Annotated in this window: 23 protein-coding genes; 5 read left to right on the forward strand and 18 right to left on the reverse strand. The window is 44.3% G+C overall.

Features of this window, described 5'->3' with window-relative positions; genetic code table 11:
• Nucleotides 1-138 precede the first annotated feature (138 nt).
• Nucleotides 139-708: a UPF0149 family protein gene (locus tag OCV56_RS10120; RefSeq protein ID WP_017062064.1), complete on the forward strand. Its 570-nt coding sequence runs from the start codon at nt 139-141 to the stop codon at nt 706-708.
• 75 nt (nt 709-783) lie between these two features.
• On the opposite strand, the gene OCV56_RS10125 is transcribed toward OCV56_RS10120, so the two are convergent.
• From OCV56_RS10125 to aspS, 18 genes are all read right to left on the reverse strand, one after another.
• Complete coding sequence (locus OCV56_RS10125; protein WP_086713678.1) at nt 784-1,815, reverse strand: potassium channel protein; 1,032 nt, start codon at nt 1,813-1,815, stop codon at nt 784-786.
• A gap of 174 nt (nt 1,816-1,989) precedes the next feature.
• Nucleotides 1,990-3,051, reverse strand: a complete 1,062-nt coding sequence (gene nadA / locus OCV56_RS10130) for a quinolinate synthase NadA (protein ID WP_017062067.1) — start codon at nt 3,049-3,051, stop codon at nt 1,990-1,992.
• A gap of 146 nt (nt 3,052-3,197) precedes the next feature.
• Nucleotides 3,198-3,986, reverse strand: a complete 789-nt coding sequence (gene ybgF, locus OCV56_RS10135; protein WP_029405341.1) for a tol-pal system protein YbgF — start codon at nt 3,984-3,986, stop codon at nt 3,198-3,200.
• A 33-nt stretch (nt 3,987-4,019) separates the two neighbouring features.
• Nucleotides 4,020-4,562, reverse strand: coding sequence for a peptidoglycan-associated lipoprotein Pal (gene pal, locus OCV56_RS10140; RefSeq protein ID WP_017062069.1), 543 nt, complete (start codon nt 4,560-4,562; stop codon nt 4,020-4,022).
• Between the two features lie 111 nt (nt 4,563-4,673).
• Nucleotides 4,674-6,026: a Tol-Pal system beta propeller repeat protein TolB gene (tolB, locus tag OCV56_RS10145; RefSeq protein WP_086713679.1), complete on the reverse strand. Its 1,353-nt coding sequence runs from the start codon at nt 6,024-6,026 to the stop codon at nt 4,674-4,676.
• A 12-nt stretch (nt 6,027-6,038) separates the two neighbouring features.
• Nucleotides 6,039-7,106 (reverse strand): cell envelope integrity protein TolA, encoded by a 1,068-nt coding sequence (gene tolA / locus OCV56_RS10150; RefSeq protein WP_086713680.1) that lies wholly within the window; start codon nt 7,104-7,106, stop codon nt 6,039-6,041.
• 13 nt (nt 7,107-7,119) lie between these two features.
• Nucleotides 7,120-7,563 carry a protein TolR gene (gene tolR, locus OCV56_RS10155; RefSeq protein ID WP_017062072.1) on the reverse strand — a complete coding sequence of 148 codons (444 nt, stop codon included), beginning with the start codon at nt 7,561-7,563 and terminating at the stop codon, nt 7,120-7,122.
• Nucleotides 7,564-7,566: 3 nt separating this feature from the next.
• Nucleotides 7,567-8,250, reverse strand: a complete 684-nt coding sequence (gene tolQ / locus OCV56_RS10160; RefSeq protein WP_017062073.1) for a protein TolQ — start codon at nt 8,248-8,250, stop codon at nt 7,567-7,569.
• Entirely contained in the window at nt 8,240-8,677 is a 438-nt protein-coding gene (ybgC, locus tag OCV56_RS10165; protein ID WP_017067533.1) for a tol-pal system-associated acyl-CoA thioesterase, read from the reverse strand. The genes tolQ and ybgC overlap by 11 nt, the downstream gene beginning before the upstream one ends.
• A 172-nt stretch (nt 8,678-8,849) precedes the next feature.
• Entirely contained in the window at nt 8,850-9,152 is a 303-nt protein-coding gene (ybgE, locus tag OCV56_RS10170) for a cyd operon protein YbgE (protein WP_086713681.1), read from the reverse strand.
• Entirely contained in the window at nt 9,145-9,252 is a 108-nt protein-coding gene (cydX, locus tag OCV56_RS10175) for a cytochrome bd-I oxidase subunit CydX (protein WP_000270284.1), read from the reverse strand. The genes ybgE and cydX overlap by 8 nt, the downstream gene beginning before the upstream one ends.
• Nucleotides 9,253-9,283: 31 nt before the next feature.
• Nucleotides 9,284-10,420, reverse strand: coding sequence for a cytochrome d ubiquinol oxidase subunit II (gene cydB, locus OCV56_RS10180; protein WP_086713682.1), 1,137 nt, complete (start codon nt 10,418-10,420; stop codon nt 9,284-9,286).
• Between the two features lie 14 nt (nt 10,421-10,434).
• Nucleotides 10,435-12,021 (reverse strand): cytochrome ubiquinol oxidase subunit I, encoded by a 1,587-nt coding sequence (cydA, locus tag OCV56_RS10185; protein WP_061032863.1) that lies wholly within the window; start codon nt 12,019-12,021, stop codon nt 10,435-10,437.
• Nucleotides 12,022-12,573: 552 nt separating this feature from the next.
• Nucleotides 12,574-13,590 carry a Holliday junction branch migration DNA helicase RuvB gene (gene ruvB, locus OCV56_RS10190; RefSeq protein WP_017062078.1) on the reverse strand — a complete coding sequence of 339 codons (1,017 nt, stop codon included), beginning with the start codon at nt 13,588-13,590 and terminating at the stop codon, nt 12,574-12,576.
• A 103-nt stretch (nt 13,591-13,693) separates the two neighbouring features.
• Complete coding sequence (gene ruvA / locus OCV56_RS10195; protein WP_017062079.1) at nt 13,694-14,305, reverse strand: Holliday junction branch migration protein RuvA; 612 nt, start codon at nt 14,303-14,305, stop codon at nt 13,694-13,696.
• Between the two features lie 92 nt (nt 14,306-14,397).
• Nucleotides 14,398-15,858: a methyl-accepting chemotaxis protein gene (locus OCV56_RS10200; protein ID WP_086713683.1), complete on the reverse strand. Its 1,461-nt coding sequence runs from the start codon at nt 15,856-15,858 to the stop codon at nt 14,398-14,400.
• 210 nt (nt 15,859-16,068) lie between these two features.
• The gene (ruvC, locus tag OCV56_RS10205; protein ID WP_086713684.1) at nt 16,069-16,590 is read right to left on the reverse strand and encodes a crossover junction endodeoxyribonuclease RuvC; all 522 of its coding nucleotides are present in this window, start codon (nt 16,588-16,590) and stop codon (nt 16,069-16,071) included.
• 154 nt (nt 16,591-16,744) lie between these two features.
• Nucleotides 16,745-18,517 carry an aspartate--tRNA ligase gene (aspS, locus tag OCV56_RS10210; RefSeq protein WP_017630636.1) on the reverse strand — a complete coding sequence of 591 codons (1,773 nt, stop codon included), beginning with the start codon at nt 18,515-18,517 and terminating at the stop codon, nt 16,745-16,747.
• 314 nt (nt 18,518-18,831) lie between these two features.
• Between aspS and OCV56_RS10215 the strand changes: the two genes are divergently transcribed.
• The 4 genes from OCV56_RS10215 (at nt 18,832) to OCV56_RS10230 (ending at nt 22,815) form a co-directional block, all read left to right on the forward strand.
• On the forward strand, nt 18,832-19,737 hold the full coding sequence (locus OCV56_RS10215) for a DUF72 domain-containing protein (RefSeq protein ID WP_086713685.1): 906 nt from the start codon (nt 18,832-18,834) through the stop codon (nt 19,735-19,737).
• 139 nt (nt 19,738-19,876) lie between these two features.
• On the forward strand, nt 19,877-20,605 hold the full coding sequence (gene cmoA / locus OCV56_RS10220) for a carboxy-S-adenosyl-L-methionine synthase CmoA (RefSeq protein WP_076652675.1): 729 nt from the start codon (nt 19,877-19,879) through the stop codon (nt 20,603-20,605).
• Between the two features lie 182 nt (nt 20,606-20,787).
• Entirely contained in the window at nt 20,788-21,759 is a 972-nt protein-coding gene (gene cmoB, locus OCV56_RS10225; RefSeq protein ID WP_086713686.1) for a tRNA 5-methoxyuridine(34)/uridine 5-oxyacetic acid(34) synthase CmoB, read from the forward strand.
• Nucleotides 21,760-22,074: 315 nt separating this feature from the next.
• Complete coding sequence (locus OCV56_RS10230; RefSeq protein ID WP_086713687.1) at nt 22,075-22,815, forward strand: ATP-dependent zinc protease family protein; 741 nt, start codon at nt 22,075-22,077, stop codon at nt 22,813-22,815.
• Nucleotide 22,816 lies beyond the last annotated feature (1 nt).

Below are 22,816 nucleotides of genomic sequence, written 5' to 3' on the forward strand. Positions count from 1 at the left end.
AATTCTTTTATTGTTTTCTTTTCTGTTAAACCTAGTGTTTATCATCCATGACATCAAGCCTTTTTAGATTGAAGCTTGATTGGCACAAGTTCATTGGTACTATAAGCGCAAATATGTTCCCTTTTACGGTACCTCACTTTGACTTTACAAGATATTCTTGCGCTTCCAGAGTTGGAAGGAAAGCTAATCACAGAGCACAAAACAATGGGCTTTGTCACTGCAATGGCAGCGGCACCTAATGTGTTAACCCCGCATGAGTGGCTACCGTTCTTATGGGGTGGCGAAGAAGTCGCGCCTTTTACGGATGGTGAACAACTAGAAAGCTACATTGAAGTTATCATCGAGCTTTGGAATAAAACCCGCCCAGAACTGATTGAAGGTACTTGGGTTTGGCCTGAAGCTTGTCAATTAGATGACGAAGAAGTGGTTAACACGGCCGCTCGTGATTTCTGTGAAGGCTTACTTCAAGGTTGGCAGATTGCTCGCGACGATTGGGAAACACTAATGCCTGAAGAGAGCGAAGATAATGCGCTCGTTGGCGGTGTACTGCTTTCACTGAGCATGCTTTACGATCCAGAAACTTCAATTGCTACGCTTGCAGAGCAAGGCATCGAAGGCCTAGAACAATTTGAAGAAATCTTCAATGCGGTTCCTGTGATGCTTTGCGGTCTGACTCAGCGTGGTATTGCACTGGCTGAAGCTCAATAAAAATTAGCTTTTACGTACTAAAAAGGCCTCATAGTGAGGCCTTTTTAGTTTTTAGGCGCAATGGAAATAGTAACTCTAAAAGCCTTTCCAATCGAAGTCATCAATTCGCTCGTCGGCAATATAAAACAGCTTAGTACCGCTGCTGACAACTTGGTTTAGCTCTGGGTTGAGTTCAATACCGTTGCCGGTATCAATCGCAATTAACGTTGCTTGATACTTCTCTTTAAACACAGAGAAAACCGGCGCGACGGTGACAGGCTCGGCGTCCTTAGGAAAATACGTTGAATACTGCGTCATACCTCGTGTTGAACTTAATAGCTCTTGATGAAGCGCACTTGACCCTGGATCGACCGCAGCCTTTGCTAGCATCTCAGCACCGACCGCTGGAATACACTCTGAATTAGGGCAATGCTTGTGCAGCAAATCGCTCAGTGCTTCGTCTTTAAAGTAAACAAGAAGATGCGCCTTAGGGTTTCGGTTGGCGCAGTAAAGCGCCGCAGATAACGTAATATCGTCTTCAGGATTATCAATGAGGATGCAACTGGCAGACTCGATGCCCGTTTTTTCCATCTCTTTGCCATCGGTGTAGCTGTTTACTTTAACGAAATTGATTTCACCAGGTAACGGGTTCTCGATATCTGAACGAGTACATAACACGATTGGTCGCTTGCCCGTTTCTTCATGCTGTAACATACGAATGAGGTGAATGGTTCTTTGCTCATTCCATCCAAGCATCAAAATGTGGTTGTCCACTCTAACTCTCCTTTTTCCTAGCAAGCCCGCTCGCCAATATTCAACACCTTCTGTCGCTACCTTACCAAGCAAAGCCGCGAAAAGACTCAGTCCACCCGGAATCACAAACAGTATAACTATCCATTGTCCAGCCTCGGTCGTTGGTGATAAATCACCGTAACCCACCGTAGACGCAGTCACGACTAGGTAGTAAGCGAACGTGGTAAACGAGCTGGTTAGAGCTGTTTCACCTGCTAAATACAAACTCGACCACGACAGAAATACGTAGCCTAAGAAGGTGAACAGTAAGTTTTTTCCATTCAAAACAAAGATATTTGCTTTGACCCAACGTTTGAGTTGTAACCAGATTATCATTCGAGCCTCAAATCCTTCGATCTTACTTACATGCTAGAAAAAATACCTGATATCAACAAGATGTATCATCAGAAAAAGATACATGACCACAAGATTGATAGTAGCGAGCTATCTTTAAATACAAAAAAACCAGCACTATTGGCTGGTTTTTCGTTGGTTAGATAAAAGAACTGCTTACGCGTTACCTTTTACCTGCACATTTAACTGCTCAGCAAAATCTAGCATGCGGTTCAGTGGGATAAGAGACTTCACACGTAGTTCGTCAGAAACGAAGATCTCGTGTTGCTCACCACCGTTCTCAAGCGCATTTTCAATTGCTTCAAGGCCATTCATCGCCATCCAAGGACAGTGTGCACAGCTACGACAAGTTGCACCAGCACCCGCTGTTGGCGCTTCAATCAGTTCTTTTTCAGGAACCAATTGCTGCATCTTGAAGAAGATACCTTTGTCTGTAGCAACAATCATCTGTGGATGAGGAAGCTCTTTCGCCTTCTTAATCAGTTGGCTTGTTGAACCTACAGCGTCAGCCAATTCAACCACACTTGCTGGTGATTCTGGGTGAACCAAAATAGCAGCTTCTGGATATACCGATTTCATTTTCTTCAAAGCATCAGCTGAGAATTCATCATGAACGATACACTCACCTTGCCAAAGCAACATGTCAGCGCCAGTTTGATTTGCGATGTAAGAACCTAGGTGACGGTCTGGGCCCCAAATAATTGGTTTGCCTTCAGCGTCTAGGCTTTCAACGATTTCTAAAGCGATACTCGACGTAACCACCCAGTCTGCACGAGCTTTAACAGCCGCAGAGGTGTTCGCGTATACAACCACTGTGTGGTCAGGGTGAGCATCACAAAATTCTGTGAATTTATCAGCAGGACAACCAAGGTCTAGTGAACATTCAGCTTCAAGTGTTGGCATTAGAATGCGTTTTTCAGGAGTAAGAATCTTTGCAGACTCACCCATGAAACGAACACCAGCGATGATCAAAGTGCTTGCTGAGTGACGGTTACCGAATTTAGCCATTTCTAATGAATCGCCAACGAAACCACCAGTTTCTTCTGCCAGAGCCTGAATTTCAGGGTCTGTGTAGTAGTGTGCAATTAGAACTGCATCTTTTTCTTGAAGTAGTTTTTTGATGTTTGCGATGTGGGCCTGTTTCTGAGCGTCGCTCAATGGAACTGGCTTAGGCGGAAACGGGTAAACTGTATCGATTTTATCTAGTATATGACTCATTGCTCTTGCTCTACGCAACTTCTTCCGAGAATCCGAGTATTCTACACAGGACAGCGATTGGGATCAAAAAGGATTGGTTGTAAGCAAGTACGGATAAGTATTAGAGAGGGTATAAAAAAGAGGCGCCTAAGCACCCCTATTTTGTTTTATAAGTGGGTTTTCGCCACTTTTGCCGAAGCACTATTTGGGTACTCGGTCACGACTTGTTGGTAATATTTCTTAGCTTGCGTCGCGTTATTGTTGCGCGCCGCTATGTCACCAAGCTTAACCAGTGCATCTGCTCGCTTGTTTGAGTCTTTGTACGACACAACAGCGGCAAAGCTCTTCACGGCTTCTTTATCTTGCTTCTTAGCGAAATAAAGCTGACCTAACCAGTAATGTGAGTTAGGTGTGAAGGTTGAATCTGGGAAGTCTTTTTGAAACTTTTGGAATGCAGCAATCGCACCCGTGTAGTCTCGTTGCTTTAGAATCATATCTACAGCATTTTGATAAGCGGTTTGCTCATCGACATCAGTACTAAACGTACCAGAAGCGTCTTTAGAGCCTTCGCTCGCTGCCACTGCTACCGTTGCGGTTCCTGCTGCCTTCACCTCACCTCTTACACGATCCAGTTCAATGAACAGTTCACGTTGGCGCTCTAGCATTTGCTTCATATCGTAGCTGTTTCGTTCTAGCTCACCGCGAAGTTCACTGATCTCCAGTGCCATGTCGTCGATTTGCTGTTGCATTTGAAGCTGAACAAGGTTGCGATTTTGAAGCAGGCGCTCTAAACGCTCAATATCTGATTCGTTAGATGCAGACGCTGCTCGAGAGGAAGATGATGAATTGGTTGCGGTGCTATTGAGATCGGATACTGGAGCTGGTGCAGCGAACGCAGTGTTCGCTGCACTTGCCAGTAACGAAAGCAAAATGACTCGCTTTGTGTTACTGAACATGAGGCAATTCCTCAATTATATAGCCTACTAAAATTAGTAAACTAGTACTGCGCGACGGTTTTTAGCGTACACATCTTCAGATTGACCTAGAAGAAGTGGCTTCTCTTCACCGTAGCTTACGATAGAGATTTGGTCTGCTTGAACACCTAGAGCTTGTAGGTATTTCGCTACAGCTTGTGCACGACGCTCGCCAAGTGCGATGTTGTACTCAGGAGTACCGCGCTCATCTGCGTGACCTTCGATAGTAACGTTCATGTCAACGTTCTTAACTAGGTAAGCTGCGTGAGCTGCTAGCATTTCTTCGTAATCGCCAGCGATAGTAGAGTTATCGAATGCGAAGTAGATTGTTTGAGTTTCACGTAGCGCTTGCTCTTTAAGCTCTTGCTCAGACAGTTGACCGTTAGCGTCAATTGGCGTTACAACAGTTGTGTCTACGTTGCCTTCTGAACCTGAAGTCGTTTGGTTACTTTCTGTACCAGATGTTGCAGATGTCGCTTCATCAGTTGAGCTACATGCCGTTACTGCCATCACTGGTAGTGCAATCATCAAGCCTTTAAGAACTTTGTTAAGTTGCATCTTTTTTTCCTTACGTTATCAAACTTAGTTTCTACAGCGACTAAGTGCTATAGATAGTTAAATGCCACAATAGTTAACACTATCAATAGCTAAAAGAATATATCAAATTAACTAGAGAAACGGTGACCACGCAGGCGCTCTTACGCGTCCGTTAGTTGCCGGTAATCTAGCTTTAAAACGGCCATCGATAGAAACCATCGATAGTACGTTTGTTTTGTTGTAAATAGAGCTATAGATAACCATACCTCCATTCGGTGCAATACTTGGAGATTCATCTAACAATGTTTTTGTTAGCACCTGAACCGCACCCGTTTCCAAATCCTGCTTAGCCAAGTTAAAACCTGAGTTGCTGCGATTTACCATGATCAGGAATCGTCCGTCAGGGGTGATCTGGCCACCTAAGTTTTGGCTACCTTGCCAAGTAATACGAGATGTCGAATTATTTGACAAATTTACATTATAAATCTGTGGTTTACCACCACGATCCGACGTAAAAATAAGAGACTTGCCATCTGGGTGCCAGAATGGTTCAGTATTATTAGAACGGCCTCGGGTAATTTGAGTCAGCTTACGGCTAGCAAGGTCAAGTGTGTACACCTGAAGGCTACCTGTTTTCGACAATACTAACGCCAATGTTTTACCGTCTGGCGAGAATCTTGGCGCACCATTGTGACGAGGGTATGACGTCACTTTCTCACGTTCACCGGTGTAAATATTCATGATGAATATTTCCGCTTGGCCATTTTGAAAACTCACATAAGCAAGCTTTTTGCCGTCTGGTGACCATGCTGGTGACATGAGAGGTTGCTTAGAACGAAGTACCAAGCGCTCGTTGAAACCATCGTAATCAGCAACACGAAGTTGGTATGGGTACTTATCTTTGTCATTCACGACTACGTAAGAAATACGAGTCAAGAACGCGCCTTTCTCACCAGTTAATTCTTCATACACTAAGTCAGAGATGCGGTGCGCATATTCTCTTAAGCGTTTACCTGGAACTGTCGCTTTTTTGTTAAACAACACGTGATCTTTAGAGAGTACCAGTTGGCCTTCATCGCTTAGAGCACGACTTTGCCCTTTAGTCAGTTGACCACGAACAATGTCGATCAATTGGTAGTTCACTACGTACTGCCCTTCGGCATTTTTAGTGATGCTACCTGTTAGCAACGAATCAACGCCTAGGTTAGTCCAAGCATCAAAATTCACCTCACCTTCGCTGTAAGGTGTTTGAGGCATTTTGCTAGTTGCAACTGGGCTGAATTTACCGCTGCGTTGTAAGTCAGAAGCGATAACCGCTGATACATCGTGTGGTAATGGCTCTGCGCCGTCCCAACGGAAAGGTACAATAGCGATAGGTCTTGCAGAGTTAATACCATCTGTAATAACCAGCTCCAGTGCCGCATGTGCAAACTGGCTGCTTGTAGCTATTAAGAAAACAAAACTCAGTAGTAGTTTCTTTAACACAAGTTCGTCCTTTTACTCTGGTGATACAGTTAAGTTAATGTCTTTCAGTGAGTTCACAATATCTGGGTCTTTAGGCAATGGATAAGATTGCACTTGTGCCACCGCACGCTTGGTTGCTGCACACAAACGGCTATCGCCATCCAAAATGCTTAAGCTACCCAAAATAGCATTTGAGCCCGTTGGAATAAGCTTCAAGTTCACTCGGCACGAGCGCCCTCTGTAGCTGTCTTCTAACAATAGGTTCTGCTGAATCAGCTGGGTATAAATAGCGCCGTAACGCTGTGCTTCATCACTAATAAATTGTTGTCTTGCCGAAGAGTTTTGAGTCGCTTCAGTTTCAAGGCCAGCAAAGATGTCGTTCAATGCAGCTTCTTGCTGTTTACGCTCTTTTTCTGCTCTTGCTGCAGCTTCTTTTGCCTTACGGGCTTTCTCTGCTGCGGCTGCCGCTTCTTTCTCTTTCGCTATACGTTGCTTTTCTGCGCGTTCAGCAGCTTCCTTCTCTTTACGAGCTTTTTCAGCGGCCTCTTTCGCGGCTTTTTCTTTTGCCACGCGTTCTTGTTCAGCTTTTGCGATTGCCGCTTCTTTGGCTTTGCGCTCGTTCTCTGCTTTCACCAACGCAGCTTCTTTTAGCTTACGATCAGCTTCTGCTTTAGCGGCTTTCTTTTTCTCTTGCTGTAAACGTGCTTCTTCAGCTTTGCGTTGTTTCTCTTTCTCAACTCGGCGCTTTTCAGCTTCACGAGTCGCTTTAGCCTCTTTCGCTTGCTGTTCTTTTAGCTTACGAATATTTTCTTCTTCCGCTTTACGATTTTTTTCAAGTCGCTCGCTTTCACGTCTGAGTTTGTCTAGACGCTCTTGCTCTTTCTTGCTCGCGGCTTCTCGTTGTTGACGAATCTGTTGAGCTTGTTGGCGAACCAACTGAGGATCAATCACCACAGCCTGAACCATTTGCCCTGTAGGCTTAGGTTCTGACATCGTGAAATCCGCTCCCCAAATGAGCGCAACGAATAAAATGACGTGCAGCCCAAGTGAAATAAGAAGCGGTTTTCTGAAACTATTGGATTTTTTATTAGTCGCTTTCATGAATGCTACGGAGCTATTCCCTTATATCCGTTAAAAGGCCAACCTTTGGCACACCTGCACGGCTTAATTCATCAAGTAATAAAACCACTTCTGCGTATGGCGTTGCGGCATCACCACCAACCGCCACTGGAGAGTTTGGTTTCAAAGACAACTCAGCCTTCACTCGGACGATAATATCTTCCATGGATAAACCACGCTGTACTTCTTCGTCATTAACGCTCAAACCAAGCTCACCGTCTTTGTTCACTTCAACGATGATGAAGCTCGCGTTGTCGTCACCCAAAAGATCTTGTGCAGACTTAGCTGTTGAAGCCTGAGGCAATTCAACGTCGACACCTTGAGTCACGAACGGTGAAGTCACCATAAAAATGATCAACAAAACAAGCATAACGTCGATGTAAGGTACAACGTTAATCTCTGCCGTCATTTTACGTTTTTTAGGTTGGTATCCAGCCATCGATTATTCCCTGCCAGCCATCGCTTGACGGTGAAGAATACTGTGGAACTCTTCAGAGAAAGTCGCGTAGTTATGCTCTAGCTTGCCTACTCGGCTGCTGAAGCGGTTATACGCCATTACTGCAGGAATTGCGGCGAATAGGCCCATCGCTGTTGCGATCAGTGCTTCAGCAATGCCAGGGGCAACCATTGCTAGTGTCGCCTGCTTTACTTCACCTAATGCGATGAATGAATGCATGATGCCCCAAACCGTACCAAATAGGCCGATATACGGGCTGATCGAGCCAACAGTCGCCAAGAAAGGTAAGTTAGTTTCTAGTTCATCGACTTCACGAGCAACGGCGACACGCATCGCACGGCCAGTACCTTCCATGATGAAATCAGGAGACGTTGCATTCGATTTACGAAGGCGAGCAAACTCAGTAAAGCCTGCGTAGAAAATTTCTTCAGTTCCAGAAAGCTCGTCTTTACGTTTGTTGCTCTCTTGGTACAATTTTGCAAGATCAACGCCAGACCAGAACTTATCTTCAAACACTTCAGTTTGTTTAGAAGCTTGAGATAACACTTTACTTCTTTTTATGATCATCGCCCAAGACACAACGGACATGCCCATAAGAGTCAGCATGACCATCTTAACTAGTAAACTAGCTTCTAAAATTAGGCCTAAGATTGAGATTTCAGCAGTCACTATTCGTTAGCTCCGTAAGAATAAATGTTGGCATTGCCTTTGGTTTCATTTTTTGATTGTCGATACATGCTACCTTAACCATTGCTTTACACAATGCTTTGCCATCAGGATTTACGATCTCTTGACAGAAGACCAAGGTAGCTCGCTTCAACTCGTAAATATTTGTAATGACTTGTAAAGAATCATCAAGGCGCGCGCCTTGAATGAAATCAATGTCCATATGTCGGACTACAAAACCGATGTTTTGTTCTAACAATACTTGCTGAGAAACGCCAATTGAGCGCAACATCTCAGTTCGAGCGCGTTCGAAAAACTTAAGATAGTTTGAATGGTATACAACGCCACCCGCATCGGTGTCTTCGTAATACACTGTCACTGGCCACGTAAATGGCTTAGATAATCCCTGCAATTTGATACCACAATCCAAAACGATAAAGATCTCACTATAACCTAACTCCTTATCATTAATAGTATATCGCTGTGAATTTTTTGATTTAAGAGACGAAAAAAAAGGCCATCTGTATAAGATGACCTCTTTTTGGCTAAAAACCCAACAAGCATAAAGGTTCACGTCGTTATGAACCTAGTTCCTTTGCCGTCTATAGAAGGCGCAGCACCGTTAGGTAGAGCAAAATTGTGAGTGAAACGTATGGACTAAACAGTAGCTGCCACATCCAAGCTCTTGGCTTAAATCCGACACCGTAAACCATGCTCGAGCATACTGCCCAAATAAACATTGGTCCGATGATCGCGTTAAAGCCACCGATGCTTGTTGCATACGCTTCAGGGTCCCACATCACTAAACCCACATGCATGAAACCCAATATTAGTGACAAGGCTCTAAGCAGAGTCTTATCCATTGGTTGATGCAGTTTAGAGATTTGCTCCGCGAGATTACTCACTGTCTTTGTCCATCATTTCTGAATGCTCAAGCCATAGAGCATTGATGATGCCGAATGCACATGCTAGAAGTACACCCAAAATCCATGCGAAATACCACATAAAATTTCTCCTAAGTTATTTCACTTCTAGCTTAGTAAGCTGAAACGTCGTTATCTTCAATGTGCTTCTTATCTAGACGACCGAACATTTTGTAGTATGTCCAAGTTGTGTAGCCAAGAATCACAGGAACCATTACCGCCGCAACAGCAGTCATAAGACCAAGTGTTAGCTCACTCGCTGTTGAATCCCACATAGTCAAACTATGGTTAGGGTTCAGGCTTGATGGCATTACGAATGGGAACATTGCAAAACCAGCCGTTAAAATAACACCAGCGTTAGATAGACTTGAGAACAAGAATGCGAAACCACCACGCTCAAAACGAGATGCAATCACGGCAAGTAGTGGCATTGCGACACCAAGGATAGGCGCAGCCCACATTGCTGGATACGTTTCGAAGTTTGTCATCCACGCACCAACTTGAAGTGAAACTTCTTTGTTTAGTGGGTTTGAGTCTGCAAACGTATCGATAGTGCTCGTGATTACATAACCTTCGATAGATTGAACCCAGAAGCCACCAATAACGAACAGAGCAATAGCAATTAGGCCAGTGATTTGAGCAACGTTGCGAGCACGGCGATGCAGATCTTCTGTTGTCTTCATTTGAAGCCATGTTGCACCTTGCATAACGAACAGCATTAGAGCCAACACGCCACATAGTAATGCAAATGGGTTCAGCAGAGCGAAGAACGTACCGTGGTACTTTGACATCATTAGATTGTTCAGATCAAATGGTACACCTTGTAGTAGGTTACCAAATGCAACACCAAAGATGATTGGTGGTACTGTGCCACTAAAACAAAGTGCGTAGTCCCAAGTTTTACGCCATTTTGGGTCTTCAATCTTAGAACGGTAATCAAGTGCAAGAGGTCGTAACCAAAGCGCTGCTAACGTCGCGTACATTGCGAAGTAGAAGCCAGAAAACGACGTTGCGTAAACCAGCGGCCATGCAGCAAATAATGCACCACCAGCAGTGATCAACCAAACTTGGTTGCCATCCCAGTGAGGGGCAATAGTATTGAGCATAATACGACGTTCAGTGTCGCTCTTACCGATAACAGGAGAAAGAGCGGCAACACCCATATCGAAGCCATCAGTTACGGCGAAACCAACCAGTAGAACACCGATCAATACCCACCAAATGAGTCGTAAGCTTTCGTAATCAAACATTAATATTCCCTCACTTATACTTCAACTGAACGGCTAACTTTGTCTTCAACAGAGTTATCGTTTTGTTCGAAGTGGTAACGGCCTGTCTTCAAGCTACTTGGACCTTTACGTGCGAATTTCAGCATTAGGTAAACTTCAGCAATCAAGAACACTGTGTACAATGCCAGGATAGCGAATAGAGAAGTCCAAAGCTGTTCAATAGTTAGTGCTGATGCAGCAACGTTAACCGGTAGGATTTCACCAACCGCCCATGGTTGACGACCAAACTCAGCAACGAACCAACCTGCTTCAATCGCAATCCAAGGTAGTGGGATTGAGAATAGTGCAGCTTTAAGTACCCATGGTTTCTGTTCGATCTTCTGACGACATGTTTGAACAAACGCCGCACCGAATACAAACAGCATGATGAAGCCACAAGCAACCATCAGACGGAATGACCAGAATAGAGGCCAAACTGTTGGGATAGAATCATCCGCAGCCATTTGGATTTGGTCTTCTGTTGCGTCAACAACGTTGTCTGTGTAGCGCTTAAGAAGTAGACCGTAACCTAGGTCACCTTTCACTTCATCGAAAGCTGCCATGTTTTCTTCAGACTTATCGCCTGCACGCAGTTTCTCAAGTAGTTCGTATGCATACATACCTGTACGGATGCGATCAACGTGATCATCACGTAGGTCACGTAGACCCGTTACTTCTTTATCAAGAGAACGCGTTGCAATAATACCCATCACGTAAGGGATCTTAATTGCGTAGTCAGTATCCATTGTTTCTTGGTTAGGAATACCAAAAACAGTAAATGCTGCTGGTGCTTCTTCCGTGTGCCACTCTGCTTCTACCGCAGCCAGCTTCACTTTTTGAACTTCACCAAGCTCGTAACCAGATTCGTCACCTAGTACGATTACTGACAAGATCGCCGCCATACCGAAAGATGCTGCAATCGCGAAAGAACGACGAGCAAAGGCAAGGTCACGACCTTTAAGAATGTAGTATGAGCTGATACCAAGGATGAACATCGCACCCGTTGTGTAACCAGACGCTACTGTGTGTACGAATTTAACTTGCGCTACTGGGTTTAGTACAACTTCAGCGAAGCTCACCATTTCCATACGCATAGTTTCAAAGTTAAATTCCGCACCCACTGGGTTTTGCATCCAGCCGTTTGCTACCAAGATCCAAAGCGCTGAGAAGTTAGAGCCTAGTGCTACTAACCAAGTTACCGCTAAGTGCTGACGCTTTGACAGTCTGTCCCAACCGAAGAAGAAAAGGCCAACAAAAGTAGACTCTAGGAAGAATGCAACAAGCGCTTCGATAGCTAGCGGAGCACCAAAGATGTCGCCAACATAGTGAGAATAGTAAGACCAGTTAGTACCAAACTGGAACTCCATGGTTAAGCCTGTCGCTACACCAAGAGCAAAGTTAATACCAAACAATTTACCCCAGAACTTAGTCATGTCCTTGTAAATTTGCTTGCCAGTCATTACATAAACTGACTCCATAATGGCAAGTAGAAATGCCATACCTAGTGTCAGTGGAACAAATAGGAAGTGATACATCGCTGTAAATGCAAATTGCAATCGCGACAGATCAACAACATCAATCATGGTAACTCCTTTGTGTCGGCTGAATGACACTTGTGTGATTATTCACCGCAAAAATCCATGTTAAAACAATTTGTGCAATTGTTATTACAAATTGAAATTTGTAGCAAAAACGTACCGTTATAGTTAGATTATTGTTAAGTATGAGCTAATATAGCTGGCGCTAATATTACTGGTAAAATCAGTATGTTTCAAAAGGTTTATAGGAGAACCTTGCGTTGATTTGTATCAATTTTATTCGAGCAAATTAGAGTTATTTTTGAACAATCATGATTAAAATCACACCAATTTAGCCTCTGTTAATAACAGCGCATGATATCTGTGACAAAAGCTCATCACCGCCTCAACATACGAATTACAACTACCTATAAAGTATTAACAAAAAATATGACAGTTTATTTCATTTTTTGTTAGCCAAATCAAACCTGAAATCAAAGTTTTCATTTTTGATGGCCGCTATTCAATCTTTTTATCGACTCGCTCAAAGAGTTGTTATTCAGTAAAAAGCAAAAAATCCCAGCGCTTATGCAACTGGGATCTTTAAAAATGAATAATTTAGCGATTAGACGGTTTATCTATTCCGAAGTGTAAATAGGCTCTGTCGGTCGCAATTCGACCTCTTGGCGTTCTTTGTAGGTAACCTTGTTGAATCAAGTAAGGTTCTAACACATCTTCAATGGTGTCTCTCTCTTCACCAATCGCGGCAGCCATGTTGTCAATACCCACCGGGCCACCACCAAACTTCTCCATGATCGCAAGCAGAAGCTTTCTATCCATGTAGTCAAAACCTTTAGCATCGACATCCAGCATGTTTAGTGCTTTGTCAGCAACCTCAGGGCAAATATGTCCGTCCCCTTTTACTTCCGCATAATCACGAACACGGCGCAGTAGACGGTTAGCAATACGTGGCGTACCACGAGCGCGACGAGCCACTTCTAACGCCCCTTCAGACTCCATCGAAAGACCAAGGCAATCAGCGCTGCGCTGAACGATGTTTTGTAGGTCTTCAACTTTATAGTACTCAAGACGCTGGGTAATCCCAAAACGGTCACGTAACGGCGATGTCAGTGAACCAGCTCGAGTGGTTGCGCCAATCAAAGTAAAAGGAGGAAGGTCGATCTTAATAGAGCGTGCCGCAGGCCCTTCACCAATCATGATATCCAGTTGGTAGTCTTCCATTGCTGGATACAACACCTCTTCAACCACAGGGCTTAAACGGTGAATCTCATCAATGAATAGAACATCATTTTCTTCAAGGTTAGTTAGCAACGCCGCTAGGTCACCCGCTTTTTCTAGAACAGGACCTGAAGTCGTGCGAATATTGACATCCATCTCATTGGCAACGATGTTCGCCAACGTGGTTTTACCCAAGCCTGGAGGACCAAATATCAACAGATGATCGAGCGCCTCATTGCGCAGCTGGGCCGCTTTGATGAAAATTTCCATCTGGCCACGAACGTGATCCTGACCTTGATAGTCGGCAAGTGCTTTAGGGCGTATTGCACGATCAATGACATCTTCATCTTTGAATACTGGGTTATCCGGTGCGATAAGGCGATCGGCTTCAATCATAAATTCTGCTATTCCTAACTATGCTCTTCTTGACTCTGCGCTTCTTGATTCTGTGTAAAGGCAAAGTGAATGAGTCTATTTTGTAGAACAAGTATATGGGGTATTAAACCATCGATTTCAGAGCTTCGCGAATCAACTGTTCGCTGGTCATGCCATCTTTAGCCACCTGAGAAACCACCTTAGAAGCTTGAGTAGGCTTGTAGCCTAATGCAAGTAGTGCACTTACCGCTTCTTCTTCAGCATCATGAACAGTCGGCATAGAATCAATAGGAGCAGCATCTGTTGCTGGAGTAAATAGGTCACCCGCACCCCACCCTTTCAGACGGTCTTTCATTTCGACAACTAGACGTTCTGCTGTTTTCTTACCAACACCAGGAAGTTTAACCAGTGTAGAGATGTCTTCACGTTCAACACTCTGAACAAACTGGCTAGCCGTCATACCAGAAAGAATGCCAAGGCCAAGCTTAGGACCGACACCGTTTGCTTTGATGACTTCACGGAACAACGCACGCTCTTTAACCGTGTTGAAGCCGTAAAGCAGTTGTGCATCTTCACGAACAACAAAATGAGTGTAGATAATTGCCTCTTCGCCAACGTTTGGTAATTCATAAAAACAGCTCATTGGCATTTGAACTTCATAGCCAACACCACTTACTTCAATTAGTAATTCTGGTGGCTGTTTTTCTATTAATGTACCGCGTAGACGTCCGATCACAATTCACTCTCTTGATGGAATATAATTTGAGGGACAGAATATAAAAGAACTGGATGCTTATCCAGTTCTTTGTGTTTGTTTGGGTAATTTATTTATGCTTGTTTAGCTTGTGAAACCACGCGGTTTAAGCTTTCGACTAGTTCCTTCACAGAGGTAACATGTCCTGTGAGCTCAGAACCATAATTAGCCACTAAGCCTGAAACCGATTTAGTTTCCGCGACACTTTGTGCCACTTCTGAACTCGCGAGATCGAGCTCTTTCAAAGAATTCATCTGCATCGCCATAATGTTGGTGAGCTGATTGACGTCAGTCGAGATAGTTTGAACCTCGGAAATGATGCCGTTCATCTCATTCGCCGTGGTTTCGATTATCGCTCTGCCATGTTCCACTTCGTCTTTACTGCGGTCCAACAAGGTTCGGATTTCTATCGCGGAATGACTGCTTTTTGCCGATAACTCTCTCACCTGATCAGCGACAACAGCAAATCCTCGCCCTTGCTCACCGGCACGAGCTGCTTCTATTGCTGCGTTGAGTGCTAATAGGTTGGTTTGCTCAGCAACCGAGGTAATCAAATCAGCGACTTTCATGATCTCTTGATTACTTTGGATGATCTGAGTGATTGCACTGGTTGACGCTTCCAGTGATTCTGAGCTCTTTTGCGCTTTCTCGCCGACCGCTTCGCTGCGCTCTTTCAGTTCACCCACAAACGAATTAGATTCCTCGATGCCTTGAGTCATTTGATGTAGTTGCTGGCTCATCTCCTCGGCGGCACTCGCCTGAGATTCACAATTGATATTCAGCACCCCAACTTGATCATGCAAATCCTGAGACTGCTGTTCTAAATGGACAGATACGCCCTGTAAGCTTTCAGAGTTTGAGTTAGCTTGGTCAAGGACAATGGAAAGTCGCCCTTCGCTTTGCGTCGCTTGATTGGCGATCTGTTGGCTTTCCGAGATCGCCTCTTCTGCCATCTCGATAGCTACCTCTTTTTGTTTAGCGGTAAACGCTTGAGCAATACAGATCACCACCAGCGGCATAATCACACCAGACCACGTTTCAACCACAACGGCTTCTGGAGTAAGTACTAACTGCGGAAATTCAAAGCCATCAAGATGAGCCGAAGTCATCACCAATGAAACACCAATCACTAGCCCGCTCCATACCAAGGCGACAATTCGAGTTCCTGACAGGAAAAAAGCAACCACTAACAAAGGTACCCAATAAGCCTGAGTAGACTCAACTACACCACCGCTTTGGTATATGATGTTGAGTGCGTGAACCGCCATACCAACAAAGCCAAAGTTCAATGCCAAACTAGGCTTTTGGGTAATACGTAATAGAAGTGCAGAGACTAATTCAAAGACGATAAGAAATACGGAAGTGGCAACCAGCAACGGCTCTTCATGCTTGGTCCACTTGATTAGACTATATACACCCACGAAGAATGCGATAAAAGTGAAGAGTAGTAAGATATCGGCTTGTCTGACTTCGTTACTATTCCATCCATTACTTTTGGTTAGAAACAGCGCGCGCCAAAGCTTGATAGGGTTCATCAGTGATCATCCTTGATTAACTTGTAAGACCTCTGACCAATGTTAATAACATGTTAAATGATACGCAATGTTATTATCTAGGTTCTGTTCGAAAGATCTCATTTCGTCAGGGGTTTAGCCGCATATTGCTTTGATATGAGCCTAACCAAACGCGAGGCTCATCGATATAAAAAGAGGAGGTAATATAGAGAATTTAACTGGAGGAGAGAACTAACGATAACGCCCTTTTCTTGCGCCTGTCGCTTTGCCTGCAAGTGCTATTAGAGTTTTATTGGTGTTAGCATGAGTGATTGCTACGCCTAGAGCATCGGCAGCATCGGCCTGCGGTTTAGCAGGTAACTTGAGCATGCTCATCACCATGTTCTGAACCACAGACTTATCCGCGCCGCCATTACCCGTGACAGCTTGTTTAATCAAACGAGCCGCATATTCATGTACAGGCAAATCAGCATTCACCGCTGCTACAATCGCACTGCCGCGAGCCTGACCAAGCTTGAGTGCTGAATCGGCATTCTTCGCCATAAAGACCTGCTCTATCGCAAACACATCCGGTTGGAACTGAGTGATGATTTCACTCACGCCTGCATAAATTTGCTTTAATCGACCCGGCAGCTCTTTTTCTGAGGTGCGAATACAGCCACTCCCTAAGTAATATAGGTGGCGACCATTTTGACGAATGACACCGTAACCGGTAATGCGTGAGCCAGGGTCAATCCCTAAGATAATAGACATAACTTCAAATACTGATTATTTATACATGCTTTATGAGCTTAGTATATCGAACGCAAAAAAAAATGCCCGTCAAATTAACGGGCATTTTATTGTTCTACTGCAAAACTAAGTTCTAAAAAACTAAGCTCTTTAGAAAGTTAGGCTAATCGTTTGATTAGTCTTCTTTCTTCGCGAGTTTAACTGCGATTGCTAGCTCTTCCAGTGATGCTGGGTTCGCTAGGCTTGGCGCGTCTGTTAGTAGACATGCTGCAGCTGTTGTTTTCGGGAATGCGATAACGTCACGGATGTTCTCTGTACCACAAAGTAGCATTGCTAGACGGTCAAGACCGAATGCTAGACCAGCGTGTGGTGGAGTACCGTATTGAAGAGCATCTAGTAGGAAGCCGAACTTCTCTTGTTGCTCTTGTGCTTCGATACCTAGGATACCGAATACAGCCGTTTGCATTTCTGCGTTGTGAATACGTACAGAACCGCCGCCTACTTCGTAGCCGTTGATTACCATGTCGTATGCATCAGAGTTTGCTGCTGCTGGGTTCGCTTTTAGCTCTTCCGCGTTCACACCTAGTGGCGATGTGAATGGGTGGTGCATTGCGTGTAGGTTACCTTCGCCGTCTTCTTCGAACATTGGGAAGTCAACAACCCACAGTGGAGCCCATGCAGAAGTGTCTGTTAGCTCTAGATCTGTACCTAGTTTAAGACGAAGTGCGCCCATTGCTTCAGCAACGATACCCGCTTTGTCTGCGCCGAACAGAATGATATCGCCAGATTCAGCTTGGGTGCGATCTAGAATACCGTTGATTACGTCTTCGCTTAGGAATTTAGCAACTGGAGATTGAATACCTTCCATGCCTGCAGCACGGTCGTTAACCTTCATCCAAGCTAGGCCTTTCGCGCCGTAGATGTTTACGTGTTCAGCGTAACCGTCGATTTGCTTACGAGTTAGCTTAGCACCACCTGGTACACGGATAACCGCTACGCGACCTTTTTCGTCGTTAGCAGGGCCTGAGAATACTTTGAACTCAACGTCTTTAACTAGGTCAGCAACGTCCACTAGCTCTAGCGGGTTACGTAGATCTGGCTTATCAGAACCGAAACGACGAATCGCTTCAGAGAAAGGCATTACTGGGAATTGACCTAGTTCAACATCTAGAAGCTCTTTCCACATATCGTGAACTAGCTTTTCAGTGATGTTACGTACTTCTTGAGAAGACATGAACGATGTTTCGATATCGATCTGAGTAAATTCAGGCTGACGGTCAGCACGTAAATCTTCATCACGGAAACATTTAACGATTTGGTAGTAACGGTCAAAACCAGACATCATCAGCAGTTGCTTGAACAGCTGAGGAGATTGAGGAAGTGCGTAGAAGCTACCTTTGTGAACACGGCTTGGTACTAGGTAGTCACGAGCACCTTCTGGCGTCGCTTTAGTTAGCACTGGAGTCTCAATGTCTAGGAACAGGTTCTCATCAAGGAAACGACGAACGAAGCTAGAAGCACGTGCACGAAGCTTAATACGATCGCTCATTTCTGGGCGACGAAGATCGATGTAACGGTACTTAAGACGCTGCTCTTCAGAGTTCGTTTGGTTGAAGTCTAGTGGAAGCGCTTCTGAACGGTTGATGATCTCTAGACCAGTCGCGTAAAGCTCTACTTCACCAGTAGCCATGTCTTTATTTACTTGGCTGTCCGGACGAACGCGTACTTCACCAGTAAACTTGATACAGAATTCATTACGCAGTTGGTTAGCGATCGGGAAGATATCTTTCATATCTGGATCGACAACAACCTGAACGATGCCTTCACGATCACGCATATCAATAAAGATAAGACCGCCTAAATCACGGCGACGGTTTACCCAGCCGCACAATTCTACAGTTTGTCCCGCCAGGGACTTGTTCAGGTTACCACAGTAATGGGTACGCATAATGAATTTCCCAATCTCTTAATTATTTACTAATTTCCAAGCTGTCAGTGGTCATTCCACACAACAGAGCAAAGGAACATTTATACGCGGAAACTCGCTTAAAATCGACCTTCCACATTCGAATTTATTGTGTTTTATCTGGCTTTGCTGCTTTTTAGCCCATCAAGTGCGCAAAGATTCATCAAAACCGAAAAAATTGCGATAATTATATCTCGAAAGTACCTTAATCAGCAAAACTCTCGTAAAGTAGATTTTCGTTTCAATCCAAAAACTTTTTTTGATAACTAATGGCGTGATGAATAACGGTGTAATAGATGGATGATCGTGTAATAACAACAGAAACTTTACCTCTAAGACTTGGATTAACCATGTGGTCTCACTCTGAGTGGCAAAGTCAGTTCTATGGCAGGGGAACAAAGCCTGCGGAACGCCTAGAAAAATACACCCAAGTTTTCCATACTGTTGAAGGCAACACAACCTTTTACGCCACGCCAAGTATGTCTACCGTTCATAACTGGAAAGCGGCGAGTCACGATGATTTCAGGTTCACGTTTAAGCTACCCAAGTTCATCACCCACCAGCAACAACTGAGACACTGCCAAGCCGAACTCAAAGAGTTCTTAATGACCATGTCACCACTGCATGATCGTATAGGTCAATGGACGATTCAGCTACCACACAGCTTCGAACCGAGCATGCTCCCTGCTTTGCAAAAGTTTTGCACCTTATTCCCAAAAGACATGCAGCTTGGTGTTGAAGTACGCCATTTGGGTTTCTTTGACAAAGGTGATGCTGAAAAAAGTTTCAATCAATGGCTGGTTGAAGAAGGCATCAATCGTATTATTATGGATAGCCGCCCTGTTTTTTCCGCGCCGCCAACCACGGAAGCGGTGATCGATGCTCACCAAAAGAAACCGCGTGTTCCCGTTCATGCGATTGCGACCGCCAACAACCCGATGATTCGTTTTATTGGTCACCCAGACCAAGCTCCGAACATCGAATTTTTTAAGCCTTGGTTCGCGAAATTACCGACTTGGCTAAATGAAGGAAAACAACCTTATTTAATGATCCACACCCCAGACAATAATCATGCACCTGAACTTGCGATGGCTATTTATAAACAGCTGCAAAAACAAGTGACTGAAAATACGTCATTATTATTACCCGACCTAGCTCAGTTTCCGGCACAAAAAGGCAATCATCAAATCTCGATGTTTTAACCCTTCACCTATAAGTAATTTTGAACCTTTAGCTAAATCTCAGTTTTCGTGACAGTGGCGCTTTTTTTACGTAAAATACGTCCCCTTTTATTTGGTACGAATTTTGTGCCAATTACGCTGACTGTCGAGAGAGAATGCCATGAGCAACACAGACAATATCTTTTCCGCTCCTATTGATAAAATTGGAGACTTCACCTTCGATGCAAGGGTTGCTGAAGTATTTCCGGATATGATTCAACGTTCGGTGCCTGGCTATAGCAACATCATCTCTGCAATCGGCATGCTAGCGGAGCGCTTCGTAAAGCCGCATTCAAATATTTATGACCTTGGTTGTTCACTTGGTGCTGCGACACTTTCTATGCGTCGTCACATCCAACAAGAAGGCTGCACAATTTTCGCTATCGATAATTCAGAAGCGATGGTTGAGCGCTGTAAACTGCACGTTAATGCTTACCGCAGTGACACGCCGGTAGAAGTCATCGAAGCTGATATTCGTGAAGTGGAAATCAAAGACGCTTCTGTTGTGGTGCTTAACTTTACGCTGCAATTCTTGTCTCCAGACGACCGATACGCTTTGCTTGAGAAAATTCACGCAGGCTTGCGCCCAGGTGGCATCTTAATCCTGTCAGAAAAATACGTATTCGAAGACGAAAGCTCAAATGAGCTGCTTATCGACCTGCACCATGATTTTAAACGTGCTAACGGATACAGTGAGCTAGAAGTGAGCCAAAAGCGTAGCGCGATTGAAAACGTGATGCGCCCAGACTCGATCCCTGTCCACAAGGAGCGATTTAATAAGATTGGCTTCTCAAGCAGCGAAGTTTGGTTCCAGTGTTTCAACTTTGGTTCGATGTTCGCAATCAAATAGAGCACAAACTCGGTCAGTTCGTACTAGAACGTCTCCTCAAAAGCGAGGCACGAATGAGTTGGGGTTCTCTTATCAAACACGATAAACCGAGATTCCCTATCATGTTCGTCCCTCACTGTAGGGAATGACAAATTTAATTTTTATTTTAGGGTTTATTGCCCCTATTAACTCAGTGAAAAACTATGTTTAATTTTGCCAATTTTTATCAACTTATTGCCCAAGATACTCGCCTTCAGCCGTGGTTAAATATTCTGCCACAACAACTGACAGATTGGCAAAATGCAGAGCACGGCGACTTCGACCGTTGGTTACGCGCACTAAACAAGATTCCACAAGGTGTGCCAGACCAAGTTGACCTGAAAAACTCAGTGACTATTGGCAGCTCAACACCGTTTCATACTGGTGAGCTAAAAAAACTAGAAAGCCTGTTAAAAACTTTCCACCCATGGAGAAAAGGCCCTTACACAGTTCACGATATTCATATCGATACCGAGTGGCGCAGTGACTGGAAATGGGATCGTGTACTTCCACATATTTCTCCATTGAAAAACCGCTCGGTGCTTGATGTGGGTTGTGGCAATGGCTACCACATGTGGCGCATGCTGGGTGAAGGTGCTCGTCTAACCGTGGGTATCGACCCTTCTCACCTTTTCTTGGTTCAGTTTGAAGCGATCCGTAAGTTAATGGGCGATGACCAACGTGCACACCTATTACCTCTAGGTATTGAGCAGTTGCCAAAACTAGAAGCCTACGACACGGTATTCAGCATGGGAGTGCTTTACCACCGTCGTTCACCGCTTGACCACTTAATTCAACTGAAAGATCAATTGGTGTCTGGTGGTGAATTGGTGCTTGAAACCTTAGTCATTGAAGGCGATGAAAATGCTGTTCTAGTTCCTGTAGACCGTTACGCACAAATGAGAAACGTCTATTTCTTCCCTTCTGCTCGCGCACTGAAACGCTGGTTAGAACAAGTTGGTTTTGAAGACGTACGAATCGTTGACGAAAATGTCACAACGATTGGTGAACAACGCACAACAGAATGGATGACACACAACTCTCTTCCTGATTATCTAGATCCAAACGATCCAAGCAAAACAGTAGAAGGTCATCCAGCGCCAAGACGTGCGATTTTGGTAGCAACAAAGCCATAGATTCTCGACCCAGAAAACGGCAGCGTCATTGAGTAATAAACCAGAAGTATATCAGGGCTGTAAAAGCCTTGCTTGCCATGGTCAAAAAGCCACCGCTTACCTTGCTGTGAGAACTTTGCTTACTGAGCTCACTAATTGAACGAAAATTGACTTATGTTTAATAAGTGAGCTATTTCAAATAGCAATAATTGGCGTAGCGCTCACATTGCGATTCAATATGACCAGACTCTTACAATAGGATGCTTCACGCATCCTTTTTTGTGGGCTAAACTTCTAAATAGTCTGAACTATTCTCTAATTTCCAAAGGTTTTTTTATGTTTAAGCGATTATCGCCTATCGTGGCGGTTGGTTTGCTCTCTGGTTGTACCCTTACTAACGGTGCCGCCTACCACCAAGAAACTCTCGATGCTATTGCCCGCTCAGAGACAAACATCGCAAATAAAGTTCAAAATCTTGAACTGCAACTAAGCAATCAAAGTGATTATATTGAAAGCTTAGAAGACGAAATCACCACCCTTTCTAGTCAATTAGATGTCCATTTAACGAGCATGGAACACAAAGTCATTGAAGAGCTAGAGGAAGAAGAACCCGTGGCAGTTGCAGCGACTCCTATCGCTCCTACCTCACAACCGACTATCCTTGGTGGAATCGAAAAAGTGTCTATCGACTCAATCAAACAAAGCTTTGATGCTCGAGTTGATACTGGCGCAACCACCTCTTCTTTAAATGCAGTCGATATCAAAGAATTCGAGCGAAATGGTAAGAACTGGGTTAAGTTCCACCTAGACGATCAAGGACAAGCTGCAGAAGACAAAAAATGGATTGAAGCGCCTGTTGTACGTTATGTAAAAATCCGTCAATCAACGAATGATCAGACAGAACGTCGAGCTGTGATTGAATTATGGGTTAAAGTTGGAAAAATCCATGAAAAAGCGCAATTTACATTGGCGGATCGCTCTCAAATGAGTCACCCTGTATTACTAGGGCGCGAATTTATCAAAGACATAGCGCTAGTAGATGTAAGTAAAAAGTACGTACAAACGGAAGTTAAATAAC

This window comes from Vibrio gigantis (assembly GCF_024347515.1).
GTDB classification, from domain to species: Bacteria; Pseudomonadota; Gammaproteobacteria; order Enterobacterales; family Vibrionaceae; genus Vibrio; species Vibrio gigantis.